General features: G+C 57.4%; 25 protein-coding genes. 23 read left to right on the top strand and 2 right to left on the bottom strand.

Translation table 11 applies throughout. The features are described 5' to 3' along the window. Nucleotides 1-131 precede the first annotated feature (131 nt). Genes prmB through BMW97_RS15220 form a run of 6 tightly spaced genes read left to right on the top strand, consistent with a single transcriptional unit; the run spans nt 132 to nt 4,680 of the window. Nucleotides 132-1,064, top strand: coding sequence for a 50S ribosomal protein L3 N(5)-glutamine methyltransferase (prmB, locus tag BMW97_RS15245; RefSeq protein ID WP_008502612.1), 933 nt, complete (start codon nt 132-134; stop codon nt 1,062-1,064). Between the two features lie 60 nt (nt 1,065-1,124). Then, nucleotides 1,125-2,210 carry a chorismate synthase gene (aroC, locus tag BMW97_RS15240; protein WP_045908745.1) on the top strand — a complete coding sequence of 362 codons (1,086 nt, stop codon included), beginning with the start codon at nt 1,125-1,127 and terminating at the stop codon, nt 2,208-2,210. A 2-nt stretch (nt 2,211-2,212) separates the two neighbouring features. After that, nucleotides 2,213-3,037 carry a penicillin-insensitive murein endopeptidase gene (gene mepA / locus BMW97_RS15235; protein WP_008502610.1) on the top strand — a complete coding sequence of 275 codons (825 nt, stop codon included), beginning with the start codon at nt 2,213-2,215 and terminating at the stop codon, nt 3,035-3,037. Continuing rightward, a complete protein-coding gene (locus BMW97_RS15230; protein WP_045908744.1) occupies nt 3,037-3,846 on the top strand; it encodes a sulfite exporter TauE/SafE family protein in 810 nt (269 codons plus the stop codon). The genes mepA and BMW97_RS15230 overlap by 1 nt, the downstream gene beginning before the upstream one ends. After that, nucleotides 3,846-4,391: an elongation factor P hydroxylase gene (locus BMW97_RS15225; RefSeq protein WP_045908743.1), complete on the top strand. Its 546-nt coding sequence runs from the start codon at nt 3,846-3,848 to the stop codon at nt 4,389-4,391. Before BMW97_RS15230 ends, BMW97_RS15225 begins: the two co-directional genes overlap by 1 nt. Nucleotides 4,392-4,404: 13 nt before the next feature. Next, nucleotides 4,405-4,680 carry a YfcL family protein gene (locus BMW97_RS15220; RefSeq protein WP_008502607.1) on the top strand — a complete coding sequence of 92 codons (276 nt, stop codon included), beginning with the start codon at nt 4,405-4,407 and terminating at the stop codon, nt 4,678-4,680. Between the two features lie 63 nt (nt 4,681-4,743). Here BMW97_RS15220 and mnmC read toward each other — a convergent pair whose 3' ends face one another. Then, nucleotides 4,744-6,741 carry a bifunctional tRNA (5-methylaminomethyl-2-thiouridine)(34)-methyltransferase MnmC2/FAD-dependent 5-carboxymethylaminomethyl-2-thiouridine(34) oxidoreductase MnmC1 gene (mnmC, locus tag BMW97_RS15215; RefSeq protein ID WP_045908742.1) on the bottom strand — a complete coding sequence of 666 codons (1,998 nt, stop codon included), beginning with the start codon at nt 6,739-6,741 and terminating at the stop codon, nt 4,744-4,746. A 158-nt stretch (nt 6,742-6,899) separates the two neighbouring features. Between mnmC and fabB the strand changes: the two genes are divergently transcribed. Together fabB and BMW97_RS15205 are read left to right on the top strand one after the other, a co-directional pair. Next, the gene (fabB, locus tag BMW97_RS15210; protein ID WP_014832795.1) at nt 6,900-8,117 is read left to right on the top strand and encodes a beta-ketoacyl-ACP synthase I; all 1,218 of its coding nucleotides are present in this window, start codon (nt 6,900-6,902) and stop codon (nt 8,115-8,117) included. 208 nt (nt 8,118-8,325) lie between these two features. Next, nucleotides 8,326-9,504: an MFS transporter gene (locus BMW97_RS15205; RefSeq protein WP_039023974.1), complete on the top strand. Its 1,179-nt coding sequence runs from the start codon at nt 8,326-8,328 to the stop codon at nt 9,502-9,504. A 90-nt stretch (nt 9,505-9,594) separates the two neighbouring features. Here BMW97_RS15205 and flk read toward each other — a convergent pair whose 3' ends face one another. Further along, nucleotides 9,595-10,599, bottom strand: coding sequence for a flagella biosynthesis regulator Flk (gene flk, locus BMW97_RS15200; RefSeq protein ID WP_045908740.1), 1,005 nt, complete (start codon nt 10,597-10,599; stop codon nt 9,595-9,597). A gap of 113 nt (nt 10,600-10,712) precedes the next feature. Between flk and pdxB the strand changes: the two genes are divergently transcribed. The 15 genes from pdxB to hisP all read left to right on the top strand — a co-directional run bounded on the left by pdxB (nt 10,713) and on the right by hisP (nt 24,734). After that, on the top strand, nt 10,713-11,849 hold the full coding sequence (gene pdxB / locus BMW97_RS15195; protein ID WP_045908739.1) for a 4-phosphoerythronate dehydrogenase PdxB: 1,137 nt from the start codon (nt 10,713-10,715) through the stop codon (nt 11,847-11,849). A gap of 67 nt (nt 11,850-11,916) precedes the next feature. Further along, complete coding sequence (locus tag BMW97_RS15190) at nt 11,917-12,930, top strand: aspartate-semialdehyde dehydrogenase (protein WP_032646629.1); 1,014 nt, start codon at nt 11,917-11,919, stop codon at nt 12,928-12,930. Beyond that, nucleotides 12,930-13,742, top strand: coding sequence for a tRNA pseudouridine(38-40) synthase TruA (truA, locus tag BMW97_RS15185; RefSeq protein WP_008502600.1), 813 nt, complete (start codon nt 12,930-12,932; stop codon nt 13,740-13,742). The genes BMW97_RS15190 and truA overlap by 1 nt, the downstream gene beginning before the upstream one ends. A gap of 28 nt (nt 13,743-13,770) precedes the next feature. Further along, on the top strand, nt 13,771-14,430 hold the full coding sequence (locus BMW97_RS15180; protein ID WP_008502599.1) for a DedA family protein: 660 nt from the start codon (nt 13,771-13,773) through the stop codon (nt 14,428-14,430). 154 nt (nt 14,431-14,584) lie between these two features. Beyond that, a complete protein-coding gene (gene accD, locus BMW97_RS15175; RefSeq protein WP_023312564.1) occupies nt 14,585-15,490 on the top strand; it encodes an acetyl-CoA carboxylase, carboxyltransferase subunit beta in 906 nt (301 codons plus the stop codon). A gap of 70 nt (nt 15,491-15,560) precedes the next feature. After that, entirely contained in the window at nt 15,561-16,829 is a 1,269-nt protein-coding gene (gene folC, locus BMW97_RS15170) for a bifunctional tetrahydrofolate synthase/dihydrofolate synthase (RefSeq protein ID WP_045908738.1), read from the top strand. Then, nucleotides 16,819-17,517, top strand: coding sequence for a cell division protein DedD (dedD, locus tag BMW97_RS15165; RefSeq protein WP_045908737.1), 699 nt, complete (start codon nt 16,819-16,821; stop codon nt 17,515-17,517). Before folC ends, dedD begins: the two co-directional genes overlap by 11 nt. A 165-nt stretch (nt 17,518-17,682) precedes the next feature. Continuing rightward, nucleotides 17,683-18,171, top strand: a complete 489-nt coding sequence (gene cvpA / locus BMW97_RS15160; protein WP_000262116.1) for a colicin V production protein — start codon at nt 17,683-17,685, stop codon at nt 18,169-18,171. A gap of 33 nt (nt 18,172-18,204) precedes the next feature. Continuing rightward, nucleotides 18,205-19,722 carry an amidophosphoribosyltransferase gene (gene purF, locus BMW97_RS15155; protein WP_021241570.1) on the top strand — a complete coding sequence of 506 codons (1,518 nt, stop codon included), beginning with the start codon at nt 18,205-18,207 and terminating at the stop codon, nt 19,720-19,722. Nucleotides 19,723-19,811: 89 nt separating this feature from the next. Then, nucleotides 19,812-20,381, top strand: coding sequence for a UbiX family flavin prenyltransferase (locus BMW97_RS15150; RefSeq protein ID WP_045908736.1), 570 nt, complete (start codon nt 19,812-19,814; stop codon nt 20,379-20,381). Nucleotides 20,382-20,672: 291 nt separating this feature from the next. Next, nucleotides 20,673-21,455 carry a lysine/arginine/ornithine ABC transporter substrate-binding protein ArgT gene (gene argT, locus BMW97_RS15145; RefSeq protein WP_023616063.1) on the top strand — a complete coding sequence of 261 codons (783 nt, stop codon included), beginning with the start codon at nt 20,673-20,675 and terminating at the stop codon, nt 21,453-21,455. 226 nt (nt 21,456-21,681) lie between these two features. Continuing rightward, nucleotides 21,682-22,464 (top strand): histidine ABC transporter substrate-binding protein HisJ, encoded by a 783-nt coding sequence (gene hisJ, locus BMW97_RS15140; protein ID WP_008502592.1) that lies wholly within the window; start codon nt 21,682-21,684, stop codon nt 22,462-22,464. An 88-nt stretch (nt 22,465-22,552) separates the two neighbouring features. Continuing rightward, entirely contained in the window at nt 22,553-23,239 is a 687-nt protein-coding gene (locus tag BMW97_RS15135; protein WP_014832782.1) for a histidine ABC transporter permease HisQ, read from the top strand. Next, nucleotides 23,236-23,952 carry an ABC transporter permease gene (locus tag BMW97_RS15130; RefSeq protein ID WP_008502590.1) on the top strand — a complete coding sequence of 239 codons (717 nt, stop codon included), beginning with the start codon at nt 23,236-23,238 and terminating at the stop codon, nt 23,950-23,952. The genes BMW97_RS15135 and BMW97_RS15130 overlap by 4 nt, the downstream gene beginning before the upstream one ends. An 8-nt stretch (nt 23,953-23,960) precedes the next feature. Beyond that, the gene (gene hisP, locus BMW97_RS15125) at nt 23,961-24,734 is read left to right on the top strand and encodes a histidine ABC transporter ATP-binding protein HisP (RefSeq protein ID WP_045908735.1); all 774 of its coding nucleotides are present in this window, start codon (nt 23,961-23,963) and stop codon (nt 24,732-24,734) included. Nucleotides 24,735-24,805 lie beyond the last annotated feature (71 nt).

Below are 24,805 nucleotides of genomic sequence, written 5' to 3'. Positions count from 1 at the left end.
TCGTATTTCCGATAGTGTACCCGACTAAACGCATTTTTTAACCTCAAGCGGTACGCGTCATTGCTGATTTATCGCCGTCTTCATGGCAAACTAGCCGCCGAAAATTATGCGAGCATGCCCTGGAGGAAAGAGTGGATAAAATATTTGTCGATGAAGCAGTAAACGAGCTGCATACCATACAGGACATGTTGCGCTGGTCGGTTAGCCGCTTCAGCGCCGCCAATATCTGGTACGGACACGGTACCGACAACCCGTGGGATGAGGCCGTACAGCTGGTGCTGCCATCACTCTATCTGCCGCTGGATATTCCGGAAGACATGCGCACCGCGCGCCTGACCTCCAGCGAAAAACACCGCATCGTTGAGCGCGTGATCCGCCGCGTCAACGAACGCATCCCGGTCGCCTACCTGACCAACAAAGCCTGGTTCTGCGGCCACGAGTTCTATGTCGATGAACGCGTGCTGGTGCCGCGCTCGCCGATTGGTGAGCTGATTAACAACCACTTTGAAGGTCTGATCGGCCATCAGCCGCAGCACATCCTGGATATGTGTACCGGCAGCGGCTGTATCGCCATTGCCTGCGCTTACGCCTTCCCGGAAGCGGAAGTCGATGCCGTCGATATCTCCACCGATGCGCTGGCCGTGACCGAGCACAACATTGAAGAGCATGGACTGATCCATCACGTCACGCCAATTCGCTCCGATCTGTTCCGCGATCTGCCGACGCTGCAGTACGATCTGATCGTCACTAACCCGCCGTACGTCGATGCGGAAGACATGTCCGATCTGCCGAACGAATACCGTCACGAGCCGGAGCTGGGTCTGGCGTCAGGATCTGACGGCCTGAAGCTGACCCGCCGCATTCTGGCCTGCGCGCCGGATTATCTGACCGACGACGGCGTTCTGATTTGTGAAGTGGGCAACAGCATGGTACATCTGATAGAGCAGTACCCGGATGTGCCGTTCACCTGGCTTGAGTTCGACAACGGCGGTGACGGCGTCTTTATGCTGACCAAAGCGCAGCTGCTCGACGCGCGCGAACACTTCAGCATCTATAAAGATTAATCCAGCGGGCTTCGGCCCGTTTCACAACGCTCAAACACAAACAACAACATCGGAGCCGTGATGGCAGGAAACAGTATTGGACAGGTATTCCGCGTGACCACCTTTGGCGAGTCGCACGGGCTGGCGCTGGGCTGTATCGTTGATGGCGTACCGCCAGGCATCGAACTGACCGAAGCCGATTTGCAGCACGACCTCGACCGTCGTCGTCCGGGCACCTCTCGCTACACCACGCAGCGTCGCGAGCCGGACCAGGTCAAAATTCTCTCCGGCGTCTTTGAAGGACGCACTACAGGCACCAGCATTGGTCTGCTGATTGAAAACACCGATCAGCGCTCCCAGGATTACGGCGCCATCAAAGACGTGTTCCGTCCGGGCCACGCCGACTATACCTACGAACAAAAGTACGGCTTCCGCGACTATCGCGGCGGCGGACGTTCTTCTGCGCGTGAAACCGCGATGCGCGTGGCGGCGGGCGCCATTGCCAAAAAATACCTGCAGCAGAAATTTGGCATCGTTATCCGCGGCTGTCTGACCCAGATGGGCGACATTCCGCTGGCGATCAAAGACTGGGATCTGGTCGAGCAAAACCCGTTCTTCTGTGCCGATGCCGACAAGCTGGACGCGCTGGACGAACTGATGCGGGGCCTGAAAAAAGAGGGCGACTCCATCGGGGCGAAAGTGACCGTTGTGGCCGACGGCGTCCCGCCAGGCTGGGGCGAGCCGGTATTTGACCGTCTCGACGCCGACATCGCCCACGCGCTGATGAGCATCAACGCGGTGAAGGGCGTTGAGATTGGCGACGGTTTTGACGTGGTATCCCTGCGCGGTAGCCAGAACCGTGACGAGATCACGAAGGCGGGCTTCCAGAGCAACCACGCGGGCGGCATTCTGGGCGGTATCAGCAGCGGGCAGCAGATTATTGCCAACATCGCGCTGAAGCCAACCTCCAGCATTACCGTGCCGGGCCACACGATTAACCGCGATGGCGAAGAAGTTGAGATGATCACCAAAGGACGTCACGATCCGTGCGTGGGGATCCGCGCGGTGCCGATCGCAGAGGCGATGCTGGCGATCGTGCTGATGGATCACTTCCTGCGCCAGCGCGCGCAGAATGCGGATGTGACGACCACCATTCCACGCTGGTAAACATGAAAAAAACCGCAATTGCTCTGCTGGCGCTGCTGGCCAGTGGAGCCAGTCTGGCCGCGACGCCATGGCAAAAAATCACCCACCCGGTGGCGGGGAGCGCGCAGTCCATCGGCGCCTTTTCCAACGGCTGTATCGTTGGCGCGCAGGAACTTCCGCTGCAATCAGACACCTATCAGGTGATGCGTACCGACCAGCGTCGCTACTTTGGCCATCCGGATCTGGTGCTGTTTATTCAGCGTCTTGGCAACCAGGTGCATAACCTGGGGCTGGGCACGATGCTGATCGGTGATATGGGGATGCCTGCTGGCGGTCGTTTTAACGGTGGACACGCCAGCCATCAGACCGGTCTGGATGTGGATATCTTCCTGCAGCTGCCGAAAGCGCGCTGGAGTTCAGCGCAGCTGCTGAAGCCGCAGGCGCTGGATCTGGTGTCGAGCGACGGTAAGCGCGTTGTGCCCTCACTGTGGACGCCGGATATCTTCAGCCTGATTAAGCTGGCGGCAAAAGATAACGACGTCACGCGGATCTTCGTCAACCCGGCTATCAAGCAACAGCTGTGCCTCGATGAGGGAACCGATCGCGACTGGCTGCGCAAAGTGCGTCCGTGGTTCCAGCATCGCGCGCACATGCACGTTCGCCTGCGCTGCCCGGCGAACAGCCTGGAATGTGAAGATCAGCCGCTTCCGCCGCCAGGCGATGGCTGCGGTGCGGAACTGCAAAGCTGGTTTGAACCGGCAAAACCTGGAACCTCTAAGCCTGAGAAGAAGACACCGCCTCCGTTGCCGCCTTCCTGCCAGGCGCTACTGGATGAGCATGTACTTTAATGGATAATTTCGTCGATCTGTTTATGGTGTCACCGCTGCTGCTGGTGGTGCTGTTCTTCGTGGCCATGCTGGCCGGTTTTATTGATGCCCTTGCGGGCGGCGGTGGGTTATTAACCGTACCCGCGCTGCTGGCGGCGGGCATGAGCCCGGCGCAGGCGCTTGCCACCAACAAGCTGCAGGCCTGCGGCGGCTCGCTCTCAGCGTCGCTCTATTTTATCCGCCGCAAGGTGGTGAGCCTGGCCGACCAGAAGCTCAATATCCTGATGACCTTTATTGGTTCCACGTCGGGCGCGCTGCTGGTTCAGCACGTGCAGTCGGATATTTTGCGCCAGATCCTGCCGGTTCTGGTCATCTGCATCGGGCTTTATTTCCTGCTGATGCCGAAGCTCGGCGAGGAAGACCGCCAGCGTCGTCTGCACGGTCTGCCGTTTGCCCTGATTGCCGGGGGCTGCGTCGGCTTTTACGACGGTTTCTTCGGCCCGGGGGCGGGCTCGTTTTACGCGCTGGCGTTCGTGACGCTGGCCGGGTTTAACCTCGCCAAGTCGACCGCTCATGCCAAAGTGCTCAACGCGACGTCGAACCTCGGCGGCCTGCTGCTGTTTATCATTGGCGGCAAGGTCATCTGGGCAACCGGATTCGTCATGATGGCAGGGCAGTTCCTGGGCGCGCGCGCGGGTTCGCGTCTGGTATTAAGCAAAGGACAAAAGCTGATTCGACCGATGATCGTCATCGTCTCGGCCGTAATGAGCGCCAAACTTCTTTATGACAGCCATGGACAGGAGATCCTCACCTGGTTGGGGATGCATTAATGAACAGTACGCATAAATACGAACAGCTGATTGAGATTTTTGACGGCTGTTTTGCTGACGATTTTAATACCCGTCTGATTAAAGGCGACGACGAACCGATCTATCTTCCTGCTGATGTAGAGGTTCCGTATAACCGCATCGTCTTTGCGCACGGCTTTTACGCCAGCGGTTTGCACGAAATTTCGCACTGGTGCATCGCCGGAAAAGCGCGTCGCGAGCTGGTGGACTTTGGTTACTGGTACTGCCCGGACGGGCGTGACGCCGCAACGCAGGGCCAGTTTGAGGATGTGGAAGTGAAGCCGCAGGCGCTGGAATGGCTATTCTGCGTCGCGGCGGGTTTCCCGTTCAACGTGAGCTGTGACAACCTCGAAGGCGACTTCGAGCCAGACCGTATCGTCTTCCAGCGCCGCGTGCATGCGCAGGTGATGGACTATCTTGAGAAAGGCATCCCGGAACGTCCGGCGCGCCTGATTGAGGCCTTACAGAATTATTACCACACGCCGGTGATCACGGCGGAATGCTTCCCTTGGCCGGAAGATCTTTAACAGAGGAAAGAAGATGATCGCAGAATTTGAATCACGCATTCTGGCGTTAATTGATGACATGGTGGAACACGCCAGCGATGATGAGCTGTTCGCCAGCGGTTATCTGCGTGGTCACCTGACGCTCGCGGTAGCTGAGCTGGAAGCAGGTGACGATCACTCTGCCGACGCTGTTCATGAGGAAGTGACCCGCAGTCTGGAGAAAGCCATTCAGGCCGGGGAACTTTCTCCGCGCGACCAGTCTCTGGTGCTGGGCATGTGGGACAATTTATTCCAGCAGGCTAAACGCTAAGCCGCCGCCTTCTCTTCCCTCTCCCTGTGGGAGAGGGTTAGGGTGAGGGCACCAGGCCGCACCTTACTTAACCTTCTTCCCCTTCAGCAGTTTCCGTACCCATAATCGATTCGGATTCAGGCCCGCAAGCGTAACCCTGTCCAGCGGAATCGGCTCGTCGCTCATCTGCGCGGCTAACACTTCGGCCAGCAGCGGGGCAGAGCACAGCCCGCGGGAACCCAGTCCGCCCAGCATAAACAGCTCTGGATAGACCGGTGAGGCCACCGCGGTTTCCTGGTGTTCAGCCAGATCCTCATAGGCCGCAAGCGTCGCCTCGTAGTCCGGCACGTTGCCCGCCATCGGCAGATGATCGCGGGTGGCGCAGCGCACGCCGCAGCGCGCGTCACCCTCGCTAACGTCGACCTCTTGCGCCCACGCCGCATCCGGGAAACAGTCAATCAGGCGCTGGCGGTTTTGCAACTGATCCGCCTCGCTGTAGTGCATCTCCGTTTCGCCACGATGATAGCTGGCCCCGATGCAGTGATGGCCGTTAGAGGGATTTTGCGGCGTCAGATAGCCGTCATAGCACAGCACCTGGCGCAGTTTGCCGAGCGCAGGCGCGGTCGGGATATGGCTCACCTGGCCGCCGACCGGATAAACCGGCAACGTCGCTGTCTGAATAAACTGGCTGATGTGATGCCCGTTGGCCAGCACAACGCTGGCATGGCTCGCCTCCTTGCCATCAGCGAAACGCAGATCCCAGTGTTCTGTCCGGGTGAGCGATTCCACCTTGTGGCCATACTGCACCGTCAGCCCTCGCGACTGCGCCAGGGCAATGACCGCCGCGGTCAGTTCAGCCGGGCACAGCCAGCCGCCGAGCGGATACTGAATGCCCCCGCACCCGGTTTCCACGCCAGCGGTGTCTTTAACCTCTTGCGCGCTCACCGCGCGGGCAATCTCTTCGGGCAGGCCCAGAGAGAGCATCTGCGCGATCTTCTGCTGGCTCTTTTCATCCCAGCCAAGCTGCGTGACGCCGCACCAGTCATGGTCGAACGCCACCGGAAGCGCGTCATACAGGCGACGGGCGAAGGTAAACGCTGCCGGGAAAAACTGGAACAGGGCCGGGTCGTGCGCGCTTAAAAGCGGATAGAGCGCCCCCTGACGGTTGCCGGACGCGCCGCTGGCGGGCGCGTCGTCAGCACAGTAGAGCGTGACCTGCCAGCCGCGCTGGAGAAGCGCGAGCGAAAGCAGGGCGCTGGCGATCCCGCCGCCAACGATCGCCACGTCGCGCGATGCGCTCGCGCGGCGCGCAAACCAGGGCGTCTGAGCGGGGATGTCCAGCGTCTGCTCCATCCTGCCGACCAGCATGTCGCGCTTGCGGCCAAAGCCTTTGGTCTTCTGCATGGTAAAGCCCGCCTCCTGCAGCCCACGGCGGACAAAGCCCGCCGAGGTGAAGGTGGCAAGCGTTGCGCCAGGGCGAGCCAGCCGCGCCATCGCGTTAAACAGATGCTGGCTCCACATGTCCGGGTTTTTGGCAGGGGCAAAACCGTCCAGGAACCACGCGTCGACCTTCTGATTCATCGAATCATCGAGCCTGTCGGTCAGGTCGTTGATGTCGCCGAGCCATAAGTCCAGCGTGACGCGTCCGCCGTCCAGCATCAGACGATGACAGCCGCCGATGTGGGGCGGCCACTGCGCCTGAAGCTGCTCCGCCCAGGGCGCAAGCTCCGGCCAGCGCTGGTGGGCAAGCCGCAGATCGTGCGCGGTGAGCGGGAATTTTTCGAAACTGATGAAATGTAATCTTTGTAGCGTAGCCTCGGGGTGAGCAGCGTGGAACTGGTTAAACGCCTGCCAGAGGGTTAAAAAATTCAGCCCGGTGCCGAAACCACTTTCCGCGACCACAAACAGGCTCCGCGGGTGCGCCGGGAAGCGGGTGCTGAGCTGGTTTCCGTCGAGGAAAACATAGCGAGTTTCTTCGAGTCCGTTATCATTAGAAAAATAGACATCATCAAAATCTCGGGAAACAGGTGTACCCTCAGCGTTGAATTCGAGGTTGGCGGGTTGTATAGCGTTTTGTTTCACGTAAGTTACTCGTCTGACAGGCAGTGGCACGATCTTAACGATGTGAGTCCATCGGTGCAAATTTCCGCAGAAAATGTCTGATCGGACTTGTTCGGCGTACAAGTGTACGCTATTGTGCGACTCGAAACTTACTATAGTGCGACTTACAGAGGTATTGAATGAAACGTGCAGTGATTACTGGCCTGGGCATTGTTTCCAGCATCGGTAATAACCAGCAGGAAGTCCTGGCATCTCTGCGTGAAGGACGCTCCGGGATCACTTTCTCTGAAGAGTTTAAAGATTCAGGTATGCGTAGCCACGTATGGGGTAACGTCAAACTGGACACCACCGGTTTGATTGACCGCAAAGTGGTTCGTTTCATGAACGATGCCTCTATTTATGCTTATCTCTCCATGCAGGAAGCGATCAAAGATTCTGGCCTGAGCGAAGAGGTTTATCAGAACAACCCGCGCGTGGGTTTGATCGCTGGTTCCGGCGGCTCATCTAAAGCGCAGGTATTTGGTGCTGACGCAATGCGTAGCCCGCGTGGTCTGAAAGCGGTAGGTCCGTACGTGGTGACTAAAGCCATGGGTTCTGCGGTTTCCGCATGCCTGGCGACCCCGTTCAAAATCCACGGTGTGAACTACTCCATCAGCTCTGCGTGTGCGACTTCCGCGCACTGCATCGGTAATGCTGTTGAGCAGATCCAGCTGGGTAAACAGGACATCGTATTTGCTGGCGGCGGCGAAGAGCTGGGCTGGGAAATGGCCTGCGAATTCGACGCGATGGGCGCACTGTCCACCAAGTACAATGAGACTCCGGACAAAGCTTCCCGTACCTACGATGCGCACCGTGACGGTTTCGTCATCGCGGGCGGCGGCGGTATGGTTGTGGTTGAAGAGCTGGAGCACGCCCTGGCACGTGGTGCGCACATCTATGCTGAGATCGTGGGCTACGGTGCAACGTCTGACGGCGCCGACATGGTTGCGCCATCCGGCGAAGGCGCGGTGCGCTGCATGAAGATGGCGATGCACGGCGTTGACACCCCAATCGACTACCTGAACTCTCACGGTACCTCTACGCCGGTAGGCGATGTGAAAGAGCTGGGTGCGATCCGCGAAGTCTTCGGCGACAACAGCCCGGCGATCTCTGCGACCAAAGCCATGACCGGTCACTCTCTGGGTGCGGCTGGCGTTCAGGAAGCGATCTACTCTTTGCTGATGCTGGAAAACGGCTTTATCGCCCCAAGCATCAATATCGAAGAGATGGACGAGCAGGCTGCTGGCCTGAACATCGTGACCAAACCAACGGAAGCGACGCTGACTACCGTCATGTCTAACAGCTTCGGTTTCGGCGGCACCAACGCCACGCTGGTCATGCGTAAGCTGAAAGCATAAGTTTTATGTTTGATTCAGAAGGGGAGCCATAAGGCTCCCTTTTTTTATGCATTGACAAGCAGCTGATCTCACAGGCAAACTTCACAACTCAACATTATCCTCACGATAATGCGTAAGCGTTTAACGTCAACCAACGCACCTTAATCCTGATAATCAGGTAGAGGGGGCGTGGCATTTCCCCGCCTTACTCTTCATCTCGGAGTAAAGCATGACTGCAGTAACTCAAACAGAAACAACCCCTTCAGCGAACGTCTCGCTGTTCCGTATCGCCTTTGCGGTATTCCTGACCTATATGACCGTTGGTCTGCCGCTGCCGGTGATCCCGCTGTTCGTTCATCAGGAGCTGGGCTATGGCAACACCATGGTCGGCATTGCCGTGGGCATTCAGTTTTTAGCCACGGTATTAACCCGCGGATATGCCGGACGACTGGCGGATCAGCACGGTGCAAAACGCTCGGCGCTGCAGGGGATGTTTGCCTGCGGGCTGGCGGGCGGCGCCTGGCTGCTGGCGGCACTTCTGCCGGTCGACGCGGCGTATAAATTTGCGCTGCTGGTGCTGGGCCGTTTAATCCTGGGCTTTGGTGAAAGCCAGCTGCTGACCGGCACCCTGACCTGGGGAATGGGACTGGTGGGGCCAGCACGTTCCGGCAAGGTGATGTCCTGGAACGGCATGGCCATCTACGGCGCGCTGGCCGCCGGTGCACCGCTTGGCCTGCTGATCAACAGCCAGTTTGGTTTTGCGGCGCTGGCTGCCACCACCATGGCGCTGCCGCTGGTGGCATGGGCGTTTAACGGCTCGGTGCGTAAGGTGCCCGCGCACAAAGGCGAACGTCCTTCCCTGTGGAGTGTGGTCGGCCAAATCTGGCAGCCGGGCCTGGGCCTGGCGCTGCAGGGCGTGGGTTTTGCGGTAATAGGGACGTTCGTCTCGCTCTATTTTATGAGCCGCGGCTGGGCGATGGCCGGTTTTACGCTTACCGCGTTTGGCGGCGCGTTTGTTCTGATGCGCGTGCTTTTTGGCTGGATGCCGGATCGCTTCGGCGGCGTGAAGGTGGCGGTGGCGTCGCTGGTCATTGAAACCATCGGTCTTCTGCTGTTGTGGAATGCACCCGTGGCATCCGTGGCGCTGCTGGGTGCGGCGCTGACCGGCTGCGGCTGTTCTCTGATCTTCCCGGCGCTGGGCGTTGAAGTGGTGAAGCGCGTGGCCCCGCAGGTGCGCGGGACGGCGCTCGGCGGCTATGCGGCGTTTCAGGATATCTCATACGGCGTTACCGGGCCGCTGGCCGGGCTGTTAGCGACCTCGTTTGGCTATCCGTCCGTCTTCCTGGCCGGTGCGGTTTCCGCGGTGGTGGGGATCGTGGTGACGCTGGTGGCGTTTCGCAGAACGTGAGTCTTTGTTGCCGGGTGGCGGCTGCGCCTTACCCGGCCTACGGTTCGAGCCGTTGTAGGCCCGGTAAGCGCAGCGCCACCGGGCAAAATATCAAGCAACCAGCCAGAAAATCGCCAGCGCAATCAGCAGTGCAATAAACATCAATCCCGGACGCGCAGAGAGGGTTCTGAAGGTCTCCACGACCGGCGCAAACAGCGGGCTGTAAATCGGCTGAACATTTCTCACCTCCGGCACGCCGCCTTCGCGCTCGGCGCGGCGAACGAAGATCTGGTTGAGCAGGTCCTGCACCTGCGCGGTAGTCAGTACCGTCTGCGGCGTGGCCTGCCAGTTTTGCTGGGCATAATCCCGAATCACCTCGAACTCGTGCGGTTCAAGCGGCTGTTTCAGCGCGGCCTGGACAGTATGCAGAGTCGGGGCGCTCTGGGTGCTGAGCGTCTGGCGTGCCTGGAGCCAGGTCACCAGATGGGTAAACTGTTTGGCCGGGATCAGCTCGCCCGCCTTCACGCCGGACAGCTCCAGCATGGATTGCCAGATGAGCTTCGTCGGCTCGCCGGTGGCCGCGGCCAGCTTGGTCACCATCTGCTTGAGCGTATTGTGCTCGGCGGGCAGCAGCGGACGCTCGGTCGCCGGACGTACCTGCGGCTGCGGAATCGACAGCTCATTGTTCTGCAGCAGCGTCAGCACGGTTTTGAGCTGATCGGGCGTCAGCTGGCCCAGCGCGGTCTGACCATACTGCTGGCGAATAAAATCACTCACCGCCTGGCGGTTATTTCCCTGGCCCAGCAGCTCCGTCAGCTGAGAAACAATCTGGCGCGTGGTGTGGTTCTGCTGCGCGGTCGTAATACGCTGGTTCAGATTTTGCTCGGCAGCGGGGAAATGGCGCGACTGCAGCGGTGCGTCGTTCCTCACGCCTAAATCATGCTTCACCCCGGCCCAGACTTCCGCGTTTTGCTGCGAAGTCAGCGCAATCAGGCGCGTGATCAGTCGCTCCAGCACGGTGCGCTGTTGCGTGGATAGCGGTTGTTCACCGGCAACGTTTGGCGTGACAGGGCTTTCACCCGGAGGGCGTGGCGGCGTACCTGAAATGGGCTGCATCGTCAAAAATCCTTAAAGTCAAAACTCAGCGTAAACCTGGCAGACGTATATGCCTGGCGGCCAGATTATGGCACACTTGGCAGGTTTTCTTCCTCTCAAACAGGTACTCAGACGTGAAAATCCTCGTTGATGAAAATATGCCTTACGCCCGTGAGCTGTTTAGCCGCCTGGGTAACGTTAAGGCTGTTCCTGGTCGCCCGATCCCGGTCAACGAACTGGACGACGCCGACGCCCTGATGGTGCGCTCGGTGACCAAAGTAAATGAGGCGTTGCTCGCCGGTAAGGCGATTAAGTTCGTTGGGACCGCAACGGCAGGGACCGATCATGTGGATGATAAATGGCTGAAGCAGGCCGGAATCGGTTTCTCCGCCGCGCCGGGCTGTAACGCGATTGCCGTCGTGGAATACGTTTTCTCCTCGCTGCTGATGCTGGCCGAGCGCGACGGGTTTGCGCTGAAAGACCGCACCGTGGGGATTGTCGGCGTGGGTAACGTCGGCGGGCGCCTGCAAAAGCGCCTGGAAGCGTTAGGGATCCGTACGCTGCTGTGCGATCCGCCGCGCAAAGACAATGGCGATGACGGGGATTTCCGCTCGCTGGACGAGCTGGTTGAACAGTGTGACGTACTGACGTTCCACACGCCGCTGTTTAAAGAGGGGCCGTATAAGTCGCTGCATCTTGCCGATGAGGCGCTCATTCGCCGTCTGAAGGCTGGCACTATTCTGATAAATGCCTGTCGTGGTCCGGTAGTCGATAACGCCGCGCTGCTGAGGTGTCTGAACGAAGGACAAGATCTCAGCGTGGTGCTGGACGTCTGGGAGCCGGAGCCGGACCTCAACGTTGAGCTGCTTAACAAGGTGGACGTGGGCACCGCACATATCGCCGGTTATACCCTCGAAGGGAAAGCCCGCGGCACGACACAGGTCTTCGAGGCCTACAGCGCCTTTATCGGTCATCCGCAGCAGGTGGCGCTGGATACCTTACTCCCCGCGCCTGAATTTGGCCGCATTACCCTTCACGGCCCGCTCGATCAGGCAACGCTGAAAAGGCTGGTGCATTTGGTGTATGATGTGCGCCGCGATGATGCGCTGCTGCGTAAAGTGGCGGGGATCCCGGGTGAGTTTGATAAGCTGCGCAAGCACTACGTTGAGCGCCGCGAGTGGTCTTCCCTGTATGTGATGTGCGACGACGCCTCGGCGGCGACGCTGCTGCATAAGCTGGGGTTTAACGCCGTTCATCATCCGGCGCATTAATGTCTTCTTAATGCTCCCTGTCGGATACTCCGACAGGGACGCTTTTTTATTTCTGGAGTAAACCACCATGTCTGAAGGCTGGAACATTGCCATTTTAGGTGCCACGGGTGCCGTGGGCGAAGCCCTGCTCGAAACGCTTGCTGAGCGTCAGTTCCCGGTGGGCGATATTTATGCGCTGGCGCGTACCGATAGCGCGGGTGAGCATCTGCGTTTTAACAGTAAATCCGTCATGGTTCAGGATGCGGCGGCGTTCGACTGGACGCAGGCGCAGCTGGCGTTTTTCGCCGCAGGCGCTGAAGCCACTGCGGCGTACGTTGAAGAGGCGACCAACGCAGGCTGCCTGGTCATCGACCTGAGCGGCCTGTTCTCCATGGAGCCGGATGTGCCGCTGGTGGTGCCGGACGTGAACCCGTTTGTGCTGGCTGATTACCGCAACCGTAACGTCATTGCGGTACCGAACAGCCTGACCAGCCAGCTGCTGACCGCCCTGAAACCGCTGATCGACGACGGCGGCCTGTCGCGCATTACCGTCACCAGCCTGCTGTCCGCGTCCGCAAACGGCAAAAAGGCCGTTGACGCGCTGGCCGGGCAGAGCGCGAAGCTGCTGAACGGCATTCCGATTGACGAAGATGATTTCTTTGGCCGCCAGCTGGCGTTCAACATGCTGCCGCTGCTGCCGGACCGCGAGGGCTCCGTGCGCGAAGAGCGTCGTATCGTCGATGAAGTGCGTAAAATTCTGCAGGACGATGGCCTGATGATCTCCGCAAGCGTCGTGCAGTCCCCGGTCTTCTACGGCCACGCGCAGATGGTCGGCTTTGAAGCGCTGCGTCCGCTGGCGGCAGAAGAGGCGCGCGATGCGTTTGGCCGCGGGGAAGACATCGTCCTCTCTGAAGAGAGCGAGTTCCCGACCCAGGTGGGCGATGCCACCGGCAGCGCGCATCTTTCCGTTGGCTGCGTGCGTAACGACTACGGTATGCCGGAGCAGGTCCAGTTCTGGTCCGTTGCCGACAACGTTCGTTTCGGCGGCGCGCTGATGGCGGTCAAGATCGCTGAAAAACTGGTGCAGGAGTACCTGTACTGATGTCAGACGTGGAACAAAAGCCGGTTCATAAAATTGCCCTCGGTATTGAGTACGATGGCAGTAAATATTATGGCTGGCAGCGTCAGAATGAAGTGCGCAGCGTCCAGGAGAAGCTGGAGAAAGCGCTCTCTCAGGTGGCAAACGAGCCGATTAACGTCCTGTGCGCAGGCCGTACGGATGCAGGCGTTCACGGCACGGGGCAGGTGGTTCACTTTGAAACCACCGCCGTGCGTAAGGATGCCGCCTGGACGCTGGGGGTAAATGCGAATTTGCCTGGTGACATTGCGGTGCGCTGGGTGAAAGCTGTGCCGGATGATTTTCACGCGCGTTTCAGCGCCACGGCGCGCCGTTACCGCTACGTCATCTACAATCAGCGTCTGCGTCCGGCGGTGTTAAGCCAGGGCGTGACGCATTTTTATGAACCGCTTGATGCTGAACGTATGCATCGCGCGGCGCAGTGTCTGATTGGGGAGAATGACTTTACCTCGTTTCGTGCGGTGCAGTGTCAGTCCCGCACGCCGTGGCGTAACGTCATGCACATCAACGTCAGCCGTTTTGGCGCGTATGTGGTGGTGGATATCAAAGCCAATGCCTTTGTACATCATATGGTGCGGAATATTGTGGGCAGCCTGATGGAAGTGGGTGCCGGACACCAGCCGGAGAGCTGGATTGCAGACCTGCTGGCAGCGAAGGACAGAACGCTTGCGGCAGCCACGGCGAAAGCGGAAGGGTTGTATCTGGTCTCGGTAGACTATCCGGATCGGTTTGACCTGCCGAAACCGCCAATGGGTCCGCTGTTTTTAGCGGACTAAACAAAGGTGCAATTAGGGCTTAGACAATATGGACGTAATTCGTTTTTTAATTGATTTCATCCTGCATATTGATGTTCACCTGGCGGAGCTGGTCGCGCAGTATGGCGTCTGGGTTTACGCTATTTTGTTCCTCATTCTGTTCTGTGAAACCGGGCTGGTTGTAACCCCGTTCCTGCCGGGGGATTCCCTGCTTTTCGTTGCCGGGGCGTTATCGGCGCTGCCCACCAACGATCTGAACGTGCATCTTATGGTGGTGCTGATGGTGATTGCCGCCATCGTCGGTGATGCGGTCAACTACACGATTGGACGCGTATTCGGTGAGCGGCTGTTCAGTAATCCGGATTCAAAAATTTTCCGTCGCAGCTATTTAGACAAAACCCATGCGTTTTATGAACGCCATGGCGGAAAAACCATTATCCTTGCGCGCTTTGTGCCTATTGTGCGCACATTTGCACCGTTTGTGGCGGGAATGGGGCATATGTCCTATCGTCATTTTGCCATGTATAACGTCGTGGGGGCGCTGTTGTGGGTGCTGCTGTTTACCTATGCAGGCTACCTGTTTGGCGATCTCCCGGTGGTTCAGGAAAATCTTAAGTTACTGATTGTAGCGATTATTGTGCTTTCCGTACTGCCGGGCGTTATCGAAATCATTCGTCATAAACGTGCGGCGGCAAAGCAAGCGAAGTAAATGCACACTGGCGGTTCGACCACTTTTTTATCCAAAGTTTCGGGCTGTTATGTTTTAATGTGCAACATTCATGGTCTGTTGGAGGCAAAAATGGCATTATTCGCCTCTTATAGCAAAACTGGCATACGACCAGGTTCAGGCAGAAAGGTTATCAATGAGCTGGATTGAACGAATTAAAAGCAACATTACCCCAACGCGTAAAGCGAGCATTCCTGAAGGGGTATGGACGAAGTGTGATAGCTGCGGCCAGGTTCTGTATCGCGCAGAGCTGGAGCGCAACCTTGAGGTGTGTCCGAAGTGTGACCACCATATGCGTATGTCGGCGCGCAACCGCCTGCATAGCCTGCTGGACGAAGGTTCTCTGGTAGAACTGGGCAGCGAGCTTGAGCCAAAAGACGTGCTGAAGTTCCGCGATTCCAAAAAATATAAAGATCGTCTGGCCTCTGCACAGAAAGAGACCGGCGAGAAAGACGCGCTGGTCGTCATGAAAGGCACCCTGCACGGGATGCCGGCTGTTGCCGCTGCGTTTGAGTTCTCCTTTATGGGCGGCTCAATGGGCTCCGTAGTCGGTGCGCGCTTCGTGCGTGCCGTTGAGCAGGCGCTGGAAGACAACTGTCCGCTGATCTGCTTCTCTGCCTCCGGCGGTGCGCGCATGCAGGAAGCGCTGATGTCGCTGATGCAGATGGCAAAAACCTCTGCAGCGCTGGCGAAGATGCAGGAGCGCGGTCTGCCGTATATCTCCGTGCTGACCGACCCAACCATGGGCGGCGTCTCCGCGAGCTTCGCGATGCTGGGCGATCTGAACATCGCTGAGCCAAAAGCGCTGATCGGCTTTGCGGGTCCTCGCGTTATCGAGCAGACCGTTCGTGAAAAACTGCCGCCGGGCTTCCAGCGCAGTGAGTTCCTCATCGAGAAAGGCGCCATCGACATGATTGTCCGCCGTCCGGAAATGCGCCTGAAGCTGGCGAGCATCCTGGCGAAGCTGATGAATCTGCCAGCGCCGAACCCGGATGAACCGCGCGAAGGCGTGGTGGTACCGGATCAGGAACCCGAGGCCTGATAACTGAAAAGGGCAGGGCCGGTTGGCGCTGCCCTTTTGCTTTCTAATCTGTTAATGACAACCGGGCATTATGGAAAATAAAAGCATTCCCCAAGCCACGTCGCCCCTGGCCGCGTGGCTTTCTTATCTGGAAAACCTGCACAGTAAAACCATCGATATGGGGCTTGAACGCGTAAGCCAGGTTGCGGCGCGTCTTGACGTGCTCAAACCGGCGCCTTTCGTGTTCACCGTCGCGGGAACCAACGGTAAAGGCACGACCTGCCGTACGCTGGAATCCGTCCTGATGGCGGCGGGTTACAGGGTTGGCGTTTACAGCTCTCCACATCTGGTACGCTACACCGAGCGGGTTCGCGTACAGAACCACGAGCTGCCGGAATCCGCGCATACGGCGTCGTTTGCTGAAATTGAAGCCGCGCGCGGTGAGATCTCATTAACCTATTTTGAATACGGTACCCTGTCGGCCCTGTGGCTGTTTAAGCAGGCGCAGCTGGATGTGGTGATCCTTGAGGTCGGTCTCGGCGGACGTCTTGATGCGACCAATATCGTGGATGCGGACGTGGCGGTGGTGACTTCCATCGCGCTGGATCATGTCGACTGGCTGGGGCCCGATCGTGAAAGCATCGGCCGCGAGAAGGCCGGTATTTTCCGGGCAAATAAGCCCGCGGTGGTTGGCGAGCCGGATATGCCGTATACCATTGCTGACGTGGCGAACGAGAAGGGCGCGCAGCTGCTGCGCCGCGGTGTTGACTGGCAGTATGAGGTTCAGGACAACGGCTGGCGCTTTAGCGATGCGCAGGGGGCGCTCGACAACCTGCCGCTGCCCCAGGTGCCGCAGCCGAACGCAGCTACCGCACTGGCGGCGCTGCGCGCCAGCGGCCTCGTGGTCAGCGAAAAGGCGATCCGCGAGGGCATACAAAACGCGATTCTGCCCGGACGTTTTCAGTTAGTCAGCGAGTCACCGCGCCTGATTCTGGATGTGGCGCACAACCCCCATGCTGCGGCGTATCTCGCGGGACGTCTCAAATCGTTACCAAAAACCGGGCGCGTGCTGGCGGTTATCGGTATGCTTCATGATAAAGATATCGGCGGGACGCTGGCCTGCATGGAGAGTGTGGTCGATAGCTGGTATTGTGCTCCTCTGGAGGGGCCTCGCGGCGCGACGGCTGAGCAGCTGATGGAACATCTCGGCAAAGGCGCAATCTACAGTAGCGTGGCGCAGGCCTGGCATGCCGCGATGGCGGATGCTAAACCAGAAGATACCGTGCTGGTGTGTGGTTCATTCCACACGGTGGCACATGTCATGGAAGTGATGGACGCGGGGAGAACCGGTGGCGAGTAAGTTTCAGAACCGTTTAACAGGAACCATTGTGCTGGTCGCGCTCGGGGTGATTATTCTTCCCGGGCTGCTCGACGGGCAGAAAAAGCATTATCAGGATGAGTTTGCCGCGATTCCGCTGGTGCCGAAACCGGGTGACCGCGATGAGCCGGATATGCTGCCTGCGGCGACGCAGGCGCTGCCTGCTCAGCCACCGGAAGGCGCGGCGGAAGAGGTGCGCGCGGGTGATGCCGCCGCACCGTCGCTCGACCCGTCTCGCCTGGCGGCCACGAGCAACAGCGATATCGATCCTGTGCCGGTCGAGCAGCCTAAGCCGGTTGAAAAACCGAAGCCGGTTGAGAAGCCGCAGCCGAAACCGCAGCGTGATAAAGCGGCAGAACAGCTCGCCGCGGCGTCAGAGACGCCTCCGCCAGCAAAACCGACGCAGCAGGACGCTGCTGCCCCAACGGGTAAAGCCTACGTGGTGCAGCTCGGTGCGCTGAAAAATGCCGATAAAGTCAACGAGGTCGTAAGCAAACTGCGCAGTGCGGGATATCGTGTTTACACTTCACCTTCCACGCCGGTGCAGGGTAAAATTACGCGTATCCTCGTGGGGCCAGAAGCGTCTAAAGACAAACTGAAAGGGTCGCTGGGTGAGCTGAAGCAGATCTCCGGCCTGAGCGGTGTGGTGATGGGCTACAGCGCAAACTAAGTACGACCTGCTCCTTTAAGAGAGAGGCGATAAGCCACGGCGTTGAACATTTTTTCAGCGCCTTTTTTATTTACGCGCGGGAAGGAAATCCCTACGCAAACGTTTTCTTTTTCTGTTAGAATTCGCCCCGAACTGGATGACAGGGCGTTAAATCGTGGGACACATATGGTCTGGATTGATTACGCCATCATTGCGGTGATTGGTTTTTCCTGTCTGGTTAGCCTGATCCGTGGCTTTGTTCGTGAAGCGTTATCGCTGGTGACCTGGGGTTGTGCTTTCTTTGTCGCCAGTCATTACTACACTTACCTGTCTGTCTGGTTCACGGGCTTTGAAGATGAACTGGTCCGAAATGGAATCGCTATCGCGGTGCTGTTTATCGCAACGCTGATTGTCGGCGCTATCGTGAATTACGTGATAGGTCAGCTGGTCGAGAAAACCGGTCTGTCAGGAACGGACAGGGTGCTCGGGATCTGTTTCGGGGCATTACGAGGCGTGCTGATTGTGGCCGCGATCCTGTTCTTCCTGGATACCTTCACCGGGTTCTCCAAAAGTGAAGACTGGCAGAAATCGCAGCTCATTCCAGAGTTCAGCTTCATCATCAGATGGTTCTTTGACTATCTGCAAAGCTCGTCGAGTTTTTTGCCCAGGGCATAAACCCTGAGATGTGGCTTAACGAGGAAAAGACGAATGTGCGGTATTGTCGGTATCGCCGGTTTCATGCCGGTAAACCAGTCGATTTATGACGCGTTAACGGTGCTTCAGCACCGTGGGCAGGATGCTGCGGGTATCATCACCATTGATGCAAACAACTGCTTCCGTTTACGCAAGGCGAATGGCCTGGTAAACGATGTGTTTGAAGCCCGCCATATGCAGCGTCTGCAAGGTAATATGGGGATCGGTCACGTTCGTTATCCTACTGCTGGCAGTTCCAGCGCCTCTGAGGCACAGCCTTTCTACGTCAACTCACCGTATGGCATCACCCTTGCTCATAACGGCAACCTGACCAACGCGCATGAACTGCGTAAAAAGCTGTTCGAAGAGAAACGTCGCCACATTAACACCACCTCTGATTCTGAAATCCTGCTCAATGTGTTCGCCAGCGAGTTGGATAACTTCCGTCACTATCCGCTGGAAGCAGACAACATTTTTGCCGCGATTGCCGCGACAAACCGTCAGATCCGCGGCGCGTACGCCTGCGTGGCGATGATCATCGGTCACGGTATGGTGGCCTTCCGCGATCCAAACGGCATTCGTCCGCTGGTGCTCGGCAAGCGCGACCTCGGCGATGGCCGTACCGAATATATGGTTGCCTCTGAGAGCGTGGCGCTGGACACCCTGGGCTTTGAATTCCTGCGCGACGTGGCGCCGGGCGAAGCGGTCTACATCACCGAGAAGGGCCAGCTGTTTACCCGCCAGTGTGCCGACAACCCGGTCAGCAACCCGTGCCTGTTTGAATACGTTTACTTTGCCCGTCCGGATTCGTTCATCGACAAGATTTCCGTCTACAGCGCGCGCGTCAATATGGGCACGAAGCTCGGCGAGAAGATTGCCCGCGAGTGGGACGATCTGGACATCGACGTGGTGATTCCTATCCCTGAAACTTCCTGCGATATTGCGCTGGAGATTGCCCGCATTCTGGATAAGCCATACCGTCAGGGCTTCGTGAAGAACCGCTACGTTGGCCGCACGTTTATCATGCCGGGGCAGCATCTGCGTCGTAAGTCCGTGCGCCGCAAGCTGAACGCCAACCGCGCGGAATTCCGCGATAAGAACGTTCTGCTGGTGGATGACTCCATTGTTCGTGGCACCACCTCTGAGCAGATTATCGAGATGGCGCGCGAAGCGGGTGCGAAGAAAGTCTATCTGGCCTCTGCTGCGCCGGAGATTCGCTTCCCGAACGTGTACGGTATTGATATGCCAACCGCCAACGAGCTGATCGCTCATGGCCGTGAAGTGGATGAAATTCGCCAGATCATCGGCGCTGATGGCCTGATTTTCCAGGACCTGAACGATCTCATCGACGCGGTACGTGCCGAGAATCCGGAAATTCAGCAGTTTGAATGCTCCGTGTTCAACGGTATTTACGTGACCAAAGACGTTGACCAGCAGTACCTCGACTATCTTGATTCACTGCGCAACGACGACGCCAAAGCCGTCCAGCTGCAGAACGATCTTGAAAGCTTAGAGATGCACAACGAAGGTTGATGCTCTGGCAAGTGAGGGCGTATGCCCTCACTTGCAACTCCCCGGAAAATCCTGCACAGTCTGCCCTGAAATCAGTAAGGGCGAAAATCATGAAACGACTCATAGTTGGGCTCAGCGGCGCCAGCGGCGCGATTTACGGCGTACGTTTGTTACAGGTTCTGCGTAACGTGGTGGACGTCGAAACCCATCTGGTGATGAGCCAGGCGGCGCGGCAGACCCTCTCTCTGGAAACCGATCTCTCCCTGCGCGATGTTCAGGCGCTGGCGGATGTCGTTCACGATGCCCGTGATATCGCTGCCAGCATCTCCTCAGGCTCGTTTAAAACAGCCGGCATGGTTATCCTGCCCTGTTCAATTAAAACGCTCTCCGGCATTGTGAATAGCTATACGGACACCCTGGTGACGCGCGCGGCGGATGTGGTGCTGAAGGAGCGGCGTCCTCTGGTGCTGTGCGTGCGGGAAACGCCGCTGCACCTGGGCCATCTGCGCTTAATGACGCAGGCTGCGGAGCTGGGCGCGGTCATCATGCCGCCGGTACCCGCGTTCTACCATCGCCCGCAAACGCTGGACGACGTCATCAATCAGACGGTTAACCGGGTGCTCGATCAGTTTGACATCGACCTGCCCGACGATCTCTTCACCCGCTGGCAGGGTGCCTGAATCTGTGCACAAACCTGGTGCATGAAAAGACAAGTTGCCCTGTTTCAGGGCAATTATGCAACGGCGATCATATCCTCGACATTTAATTCGTTTTTTCCCTTTTTCTCTCTCCGGTTCGTTCGGCAGACCTGCTATCTTTCACCATTAAGGCAATATCGCAACGTTTTATTAACATATTTAACGTCGAAGTTTTGACCAGACGGCAATGTGGCATAAGACCTGCAAGATGAAGCCTGCAACACAACACACAACACAATACATAATAAAATCACGGTACTTGAGGGTAAATGTATGAAGAAGACGGTTCTGGCTCTGTCTTTACTCGTGGGGTTAAGTGCGGCAGCAGGTAGCTACGCAGCGCTTCCACAGACAGTACGTATCGGTACAGACGCAACCTACGCGCCATTCTCTTCCAAGGATGCGAAAGGCGATTTCGTGGGGTTTGATATCGATCTGGGTAATGAAATGTGCAAGCGTATTGCGGTGAAATGCACATGGGTGGGCAGCGACTTTGACGCGTTAATCCCGTCGCTGAAAGCCAAGAAAATCGACGCCATTATCTCTTCTCTCTCCATCACCGAAAAACGCCAGCAGGAGATTGCCTTCTCTGACAAGCTCTACGCCGCGGATTCTCGCCTGATTGCGCCTAAAGGCTCCCCGATTAAGCCCACCATCGACTCGCTGAAAGGCAAACACGTCGGCGTGCTTCAGGGCTCGACGCAGGAAGGCTATGCCAATGCTAACTGGCGTGAGAAGGGCGTAGACGTGGTGGCTTATCAGAACCAGGATCTGATTTACTCTGACCTGGCGGCAGGCCGTCTGGATGCGGCATTCCAGGATGAAGTCGCCGCGAGCGAAGGCTTCCTGAAGCAGCCTGCGGGCAAAGAATTCGCGTTTGCAGGCCCGTCGGTGAAAGACAAAAAGTACTTTGGTGACGGCACCGGGATTGGCCTGCGTAAGGATGATACCGAGCTGAAAGCCGCCTTTGACAAAGCCTTTGCGGAGCTGCGTAAAGACGGTACTTACGACAAACTGGCGAAGAAATACTTCGACTTCAACGTATACGGTGAATAACACCTGGCGGTAACGCACCGTAACGGTGCGTTACGGAAGTGGTTGACCCAATACGGTGCATGTGTTGCACCGTATTGGATCGCTTTGTGCATACTTACGCATTTATAATGCAAAAATTCCCGCCTGAAAGGCATTAATCTTTGCCTGACTGAGGGGATTAATGGCACATTAGCACCACCCCGTCGTCGTAAAAATCCCGTATGAAGACAGTTTGTTGAGGACAAATATGAAAAAACTCGTGTTGTCATTATCACTGGTACTGGCCTTTTCCAGCGCCACCGCGGCATTCGCAGCTATTCCGCAGAAAATTCGAATTGGTACCGACCCTACCTATGCGCCGTTCGAATCGAAGAATTCAAAGGGTGAACTGGTCGGTTTTGACATCGATCTGGCAAATGAGCTGTGCAAACGCATCAAAGCACAGTGTACCTACGTTGAGAACCCGCTGGATGCGCTGATCCCTTCCCTGAAAGCGAAAAAAATCGACGTGATCATGTCCTCCCTCTCCATCACCGAAAAACGCCAGCAGGAGATTGCCTTCACCGACAAACTCTACGCGGCCGATTCACGTCTGGTGGTGGCGAAATCGTCTGATATTCAGCCAACGCTGGAGTCGCTGAAGGGTAAACGCGTGGGCGTGCTGCAGGGCACTACCCAGGAAACCTACGGTAACGAACACTGGGCACCGAAGGGGATTGAAATTGTCTCCTATCAGGGCCAGGAAAATATCTACGCTGACCTGACGGCAGGCCGAATTGATGCCGCATTCCAGGATGAAGTCGCGGCCAGCGAAGGCTTCCTGAAAACGCCGGTCGGTAAAGATTACAAGTTTGGTGGCCCGTCCATTAAGGACGTTAAGCTGTTTGGTGTGGGCACCGGTATGGGCCTGCGCAAAGAAGACAACGAACTGCGTGAGGCGCTGAACAAAGCCTTTGCTGAAATGCGCGCTGACGGCACCTACGACAAGCTGGCGAAAAAGTACTTTGATTTTAATGTTTACGGCGGCTAATCGCCCCGTCATATAACGTGCGGCCCCTCCCACGGCGGGAGGGGAAAAGACACGGTTCCACCACTCACGATACGACAGGGCTCGCGGTATGCTGTACGGATTTTCTGGCGTTATTTTACAGGGCGCGCTTGTCACCCTTGAGCTGGCTATCAGCTCCGTGGTGCTGGCGGTGCTGATAGGTCTGGCAGGCGCAGGGGCGAAGCTTTCGGCTAACAAACCGCTGGCGCTAATCTTTGAAGGCTACACCACGCTTATTCGCGGCGTTCCCGATCTGGTGCTGATGCTGCTTATCTTTTACGGTCTGCAGATTGCGCTGAACAGCGTGACGGACGCGATGGGCATGGGACAAATTGATATCGACCCAATGGTGGCCGGTATTATTACCCTCGGTTTTATCTACGGCGCCTACTTCACCGAAACCTTCCGCGGTGCTTACATGGCCGTGCCGAAAGGTCACATTGAGGCGGCAACCGCATTTGGTTTTACCTCATCACAAACGTTTCGTCGGATTATGTTCCCGGCCATGATGCGTTATGCGCTACCGGGCATCGGCAACAACTGGCAGGTTATCCTCAAAGCGACAGCGCTGGTCTCGCTGCTCGGTCTGGAAGACGTCGTGAAAGCGACTCAACTGGCGGGCAAGAGTACCTGGGAGCCGTTCTACTTTGCGGTGGTCTGTGGCGTGATTTATCTGGTCTTTACGACCGTCTCCAATGGTGTGCTGCTTCTGCTCGAGCGTCGCTACTCCGTGGGTGTGAAGAGGGCTGACCTGTGATTGAGATTATTCAGGAATACTGGAAATCGCTGCTGTGGACGGATGGCTACCGCTTTACCGGCGTGGCGATTACGCTCTGGCTGCTGATCTCCTCCGTAGTGATGGGCGGCATTCTGGCGGTGTTTCTCGCCATTGGCCGCGTGTCGAACAATAAATTCATCCAGTTCCCGATCTGGCTCTTCACCTACGTGTTTCGCGGTACGCCGCTGTACGTGCAGTTGCTGGTGTTCTACTCGGGGATGTACACGCTTGAGATCGTAAAAGGCACTGAGATGCTGAATGCGTTCTTCCGCAGCGGTCTGAACTGTACGGTGCTGGCGTTGACGCTCAACACCTGCGCCTACACCACCGAGATTTTCGCGGGGGCAATTCGCTCTGTCCCTTACGGTGAGATTGAAGCCGCGCGGGCCTACGGCTTCTCGTCGGTGAAACTCTACCGCTGCATCATTCTGCCGTCGGCCTTGCGTATCGCGTTACCGGCGTACAGTAACGAAGTGATTTTGATGCTGCACTCGACCGCGCTTGCCTTTACCGCGACGGTGCCGGATCTGCTTAAAATCGCGCGCGATATTAACTCCGCGACCTATCAGCCGTTTACCGCATTTGGCATTGCGGCGGTGCTCTATTTAATTATCTCTTATGTTCTGATTAGCCTGTTCCGTAAGGCTGAAAAACGCTGGTTGCAGCATATAAAACCTTCTTCGACGCACTGAGAAAGATGATGGCTGAGAACAAATTAAACGTTATTGATTTGCACAAACGCTACGGCGAACATGAAGTGCTGAAAGGGGTGTCGCTGCAGGCTAACGCGGGCGACGTGATCAGTATCATCGGCTCATCCGGCTCGGGTAAAAGTACCTTCCTGCGCTGCATTAACTTCCTGGAAAAGCCGAGCGAAGGCTCGATTGTGGTGAGTGGGCAGAACATCAATCTGGTGCGTGACAAAGACGGCCAGCTGAAGGTGGCCGATAAGCACCAGCTGCGTCTGCTGCGTACGCGTCTGACGATGGTGTTCCAGCATTTTAACCTCTGGAGCCACATGACGGTGCTGGAGAACGTGATGGAAGCGCCGGTTCAGGTGCTTGGCCTGAGCAAACATGAAGCCCGCGAGCGCGCGGTGAAATACCTGGCAAAAGTGGGCATCGACGAGCGCCAGCAGATGAAATACCCGGTGCATCTCTCCGGCGGTCAGCAGCAGCGTGTCTCCATCGCGCGCGCGCTGGCGATGGAGCCCGAGGTGCTGCTGTTCGACGAACCGACCTCCGCGCTCGACCCGGAACTCGTTGGCGAAGTGTTGCGCATCATGCAGAAGCTGGCTGAAGAGGGCAAAACGATGGTGGTGGTGACGCACGAGATGGGCTTTGCCCGTAACGTCTCGAACCACGTGATTTTCCTGCACCAGGGGAAAATTGAAGAGCAGGGGCATCCGGACGAGGTGCTGGCGAACCCGCAAAGCCCGCGTTTGCAGCAGTTCCTTAAAGGCTCCCTGAAGTAAGAGGGCATCAGACCGCAGTGCAGCACAGTTGCCCGGTGGCGCTTCGCTTACCGGGCCTACAAAACCGTAGG

It is taken from the genome of Enterobacter sp. NFIX58 (genome assembly GCF_900110475.1).
In the GTDB taxonomy this organism is placed as follows: domain Bacteria; phylum Pseudomonadota; class Gammaproteobacteria; order Enterobacterales; family Enterobacteriaceae; genus Enterobacter; species Enterobacter quasiroggenkampii.
Note: the sequence above shows the minus strand (reverse complement) of the source record. Positions and strands in the feature narration are given on the sequence as shown.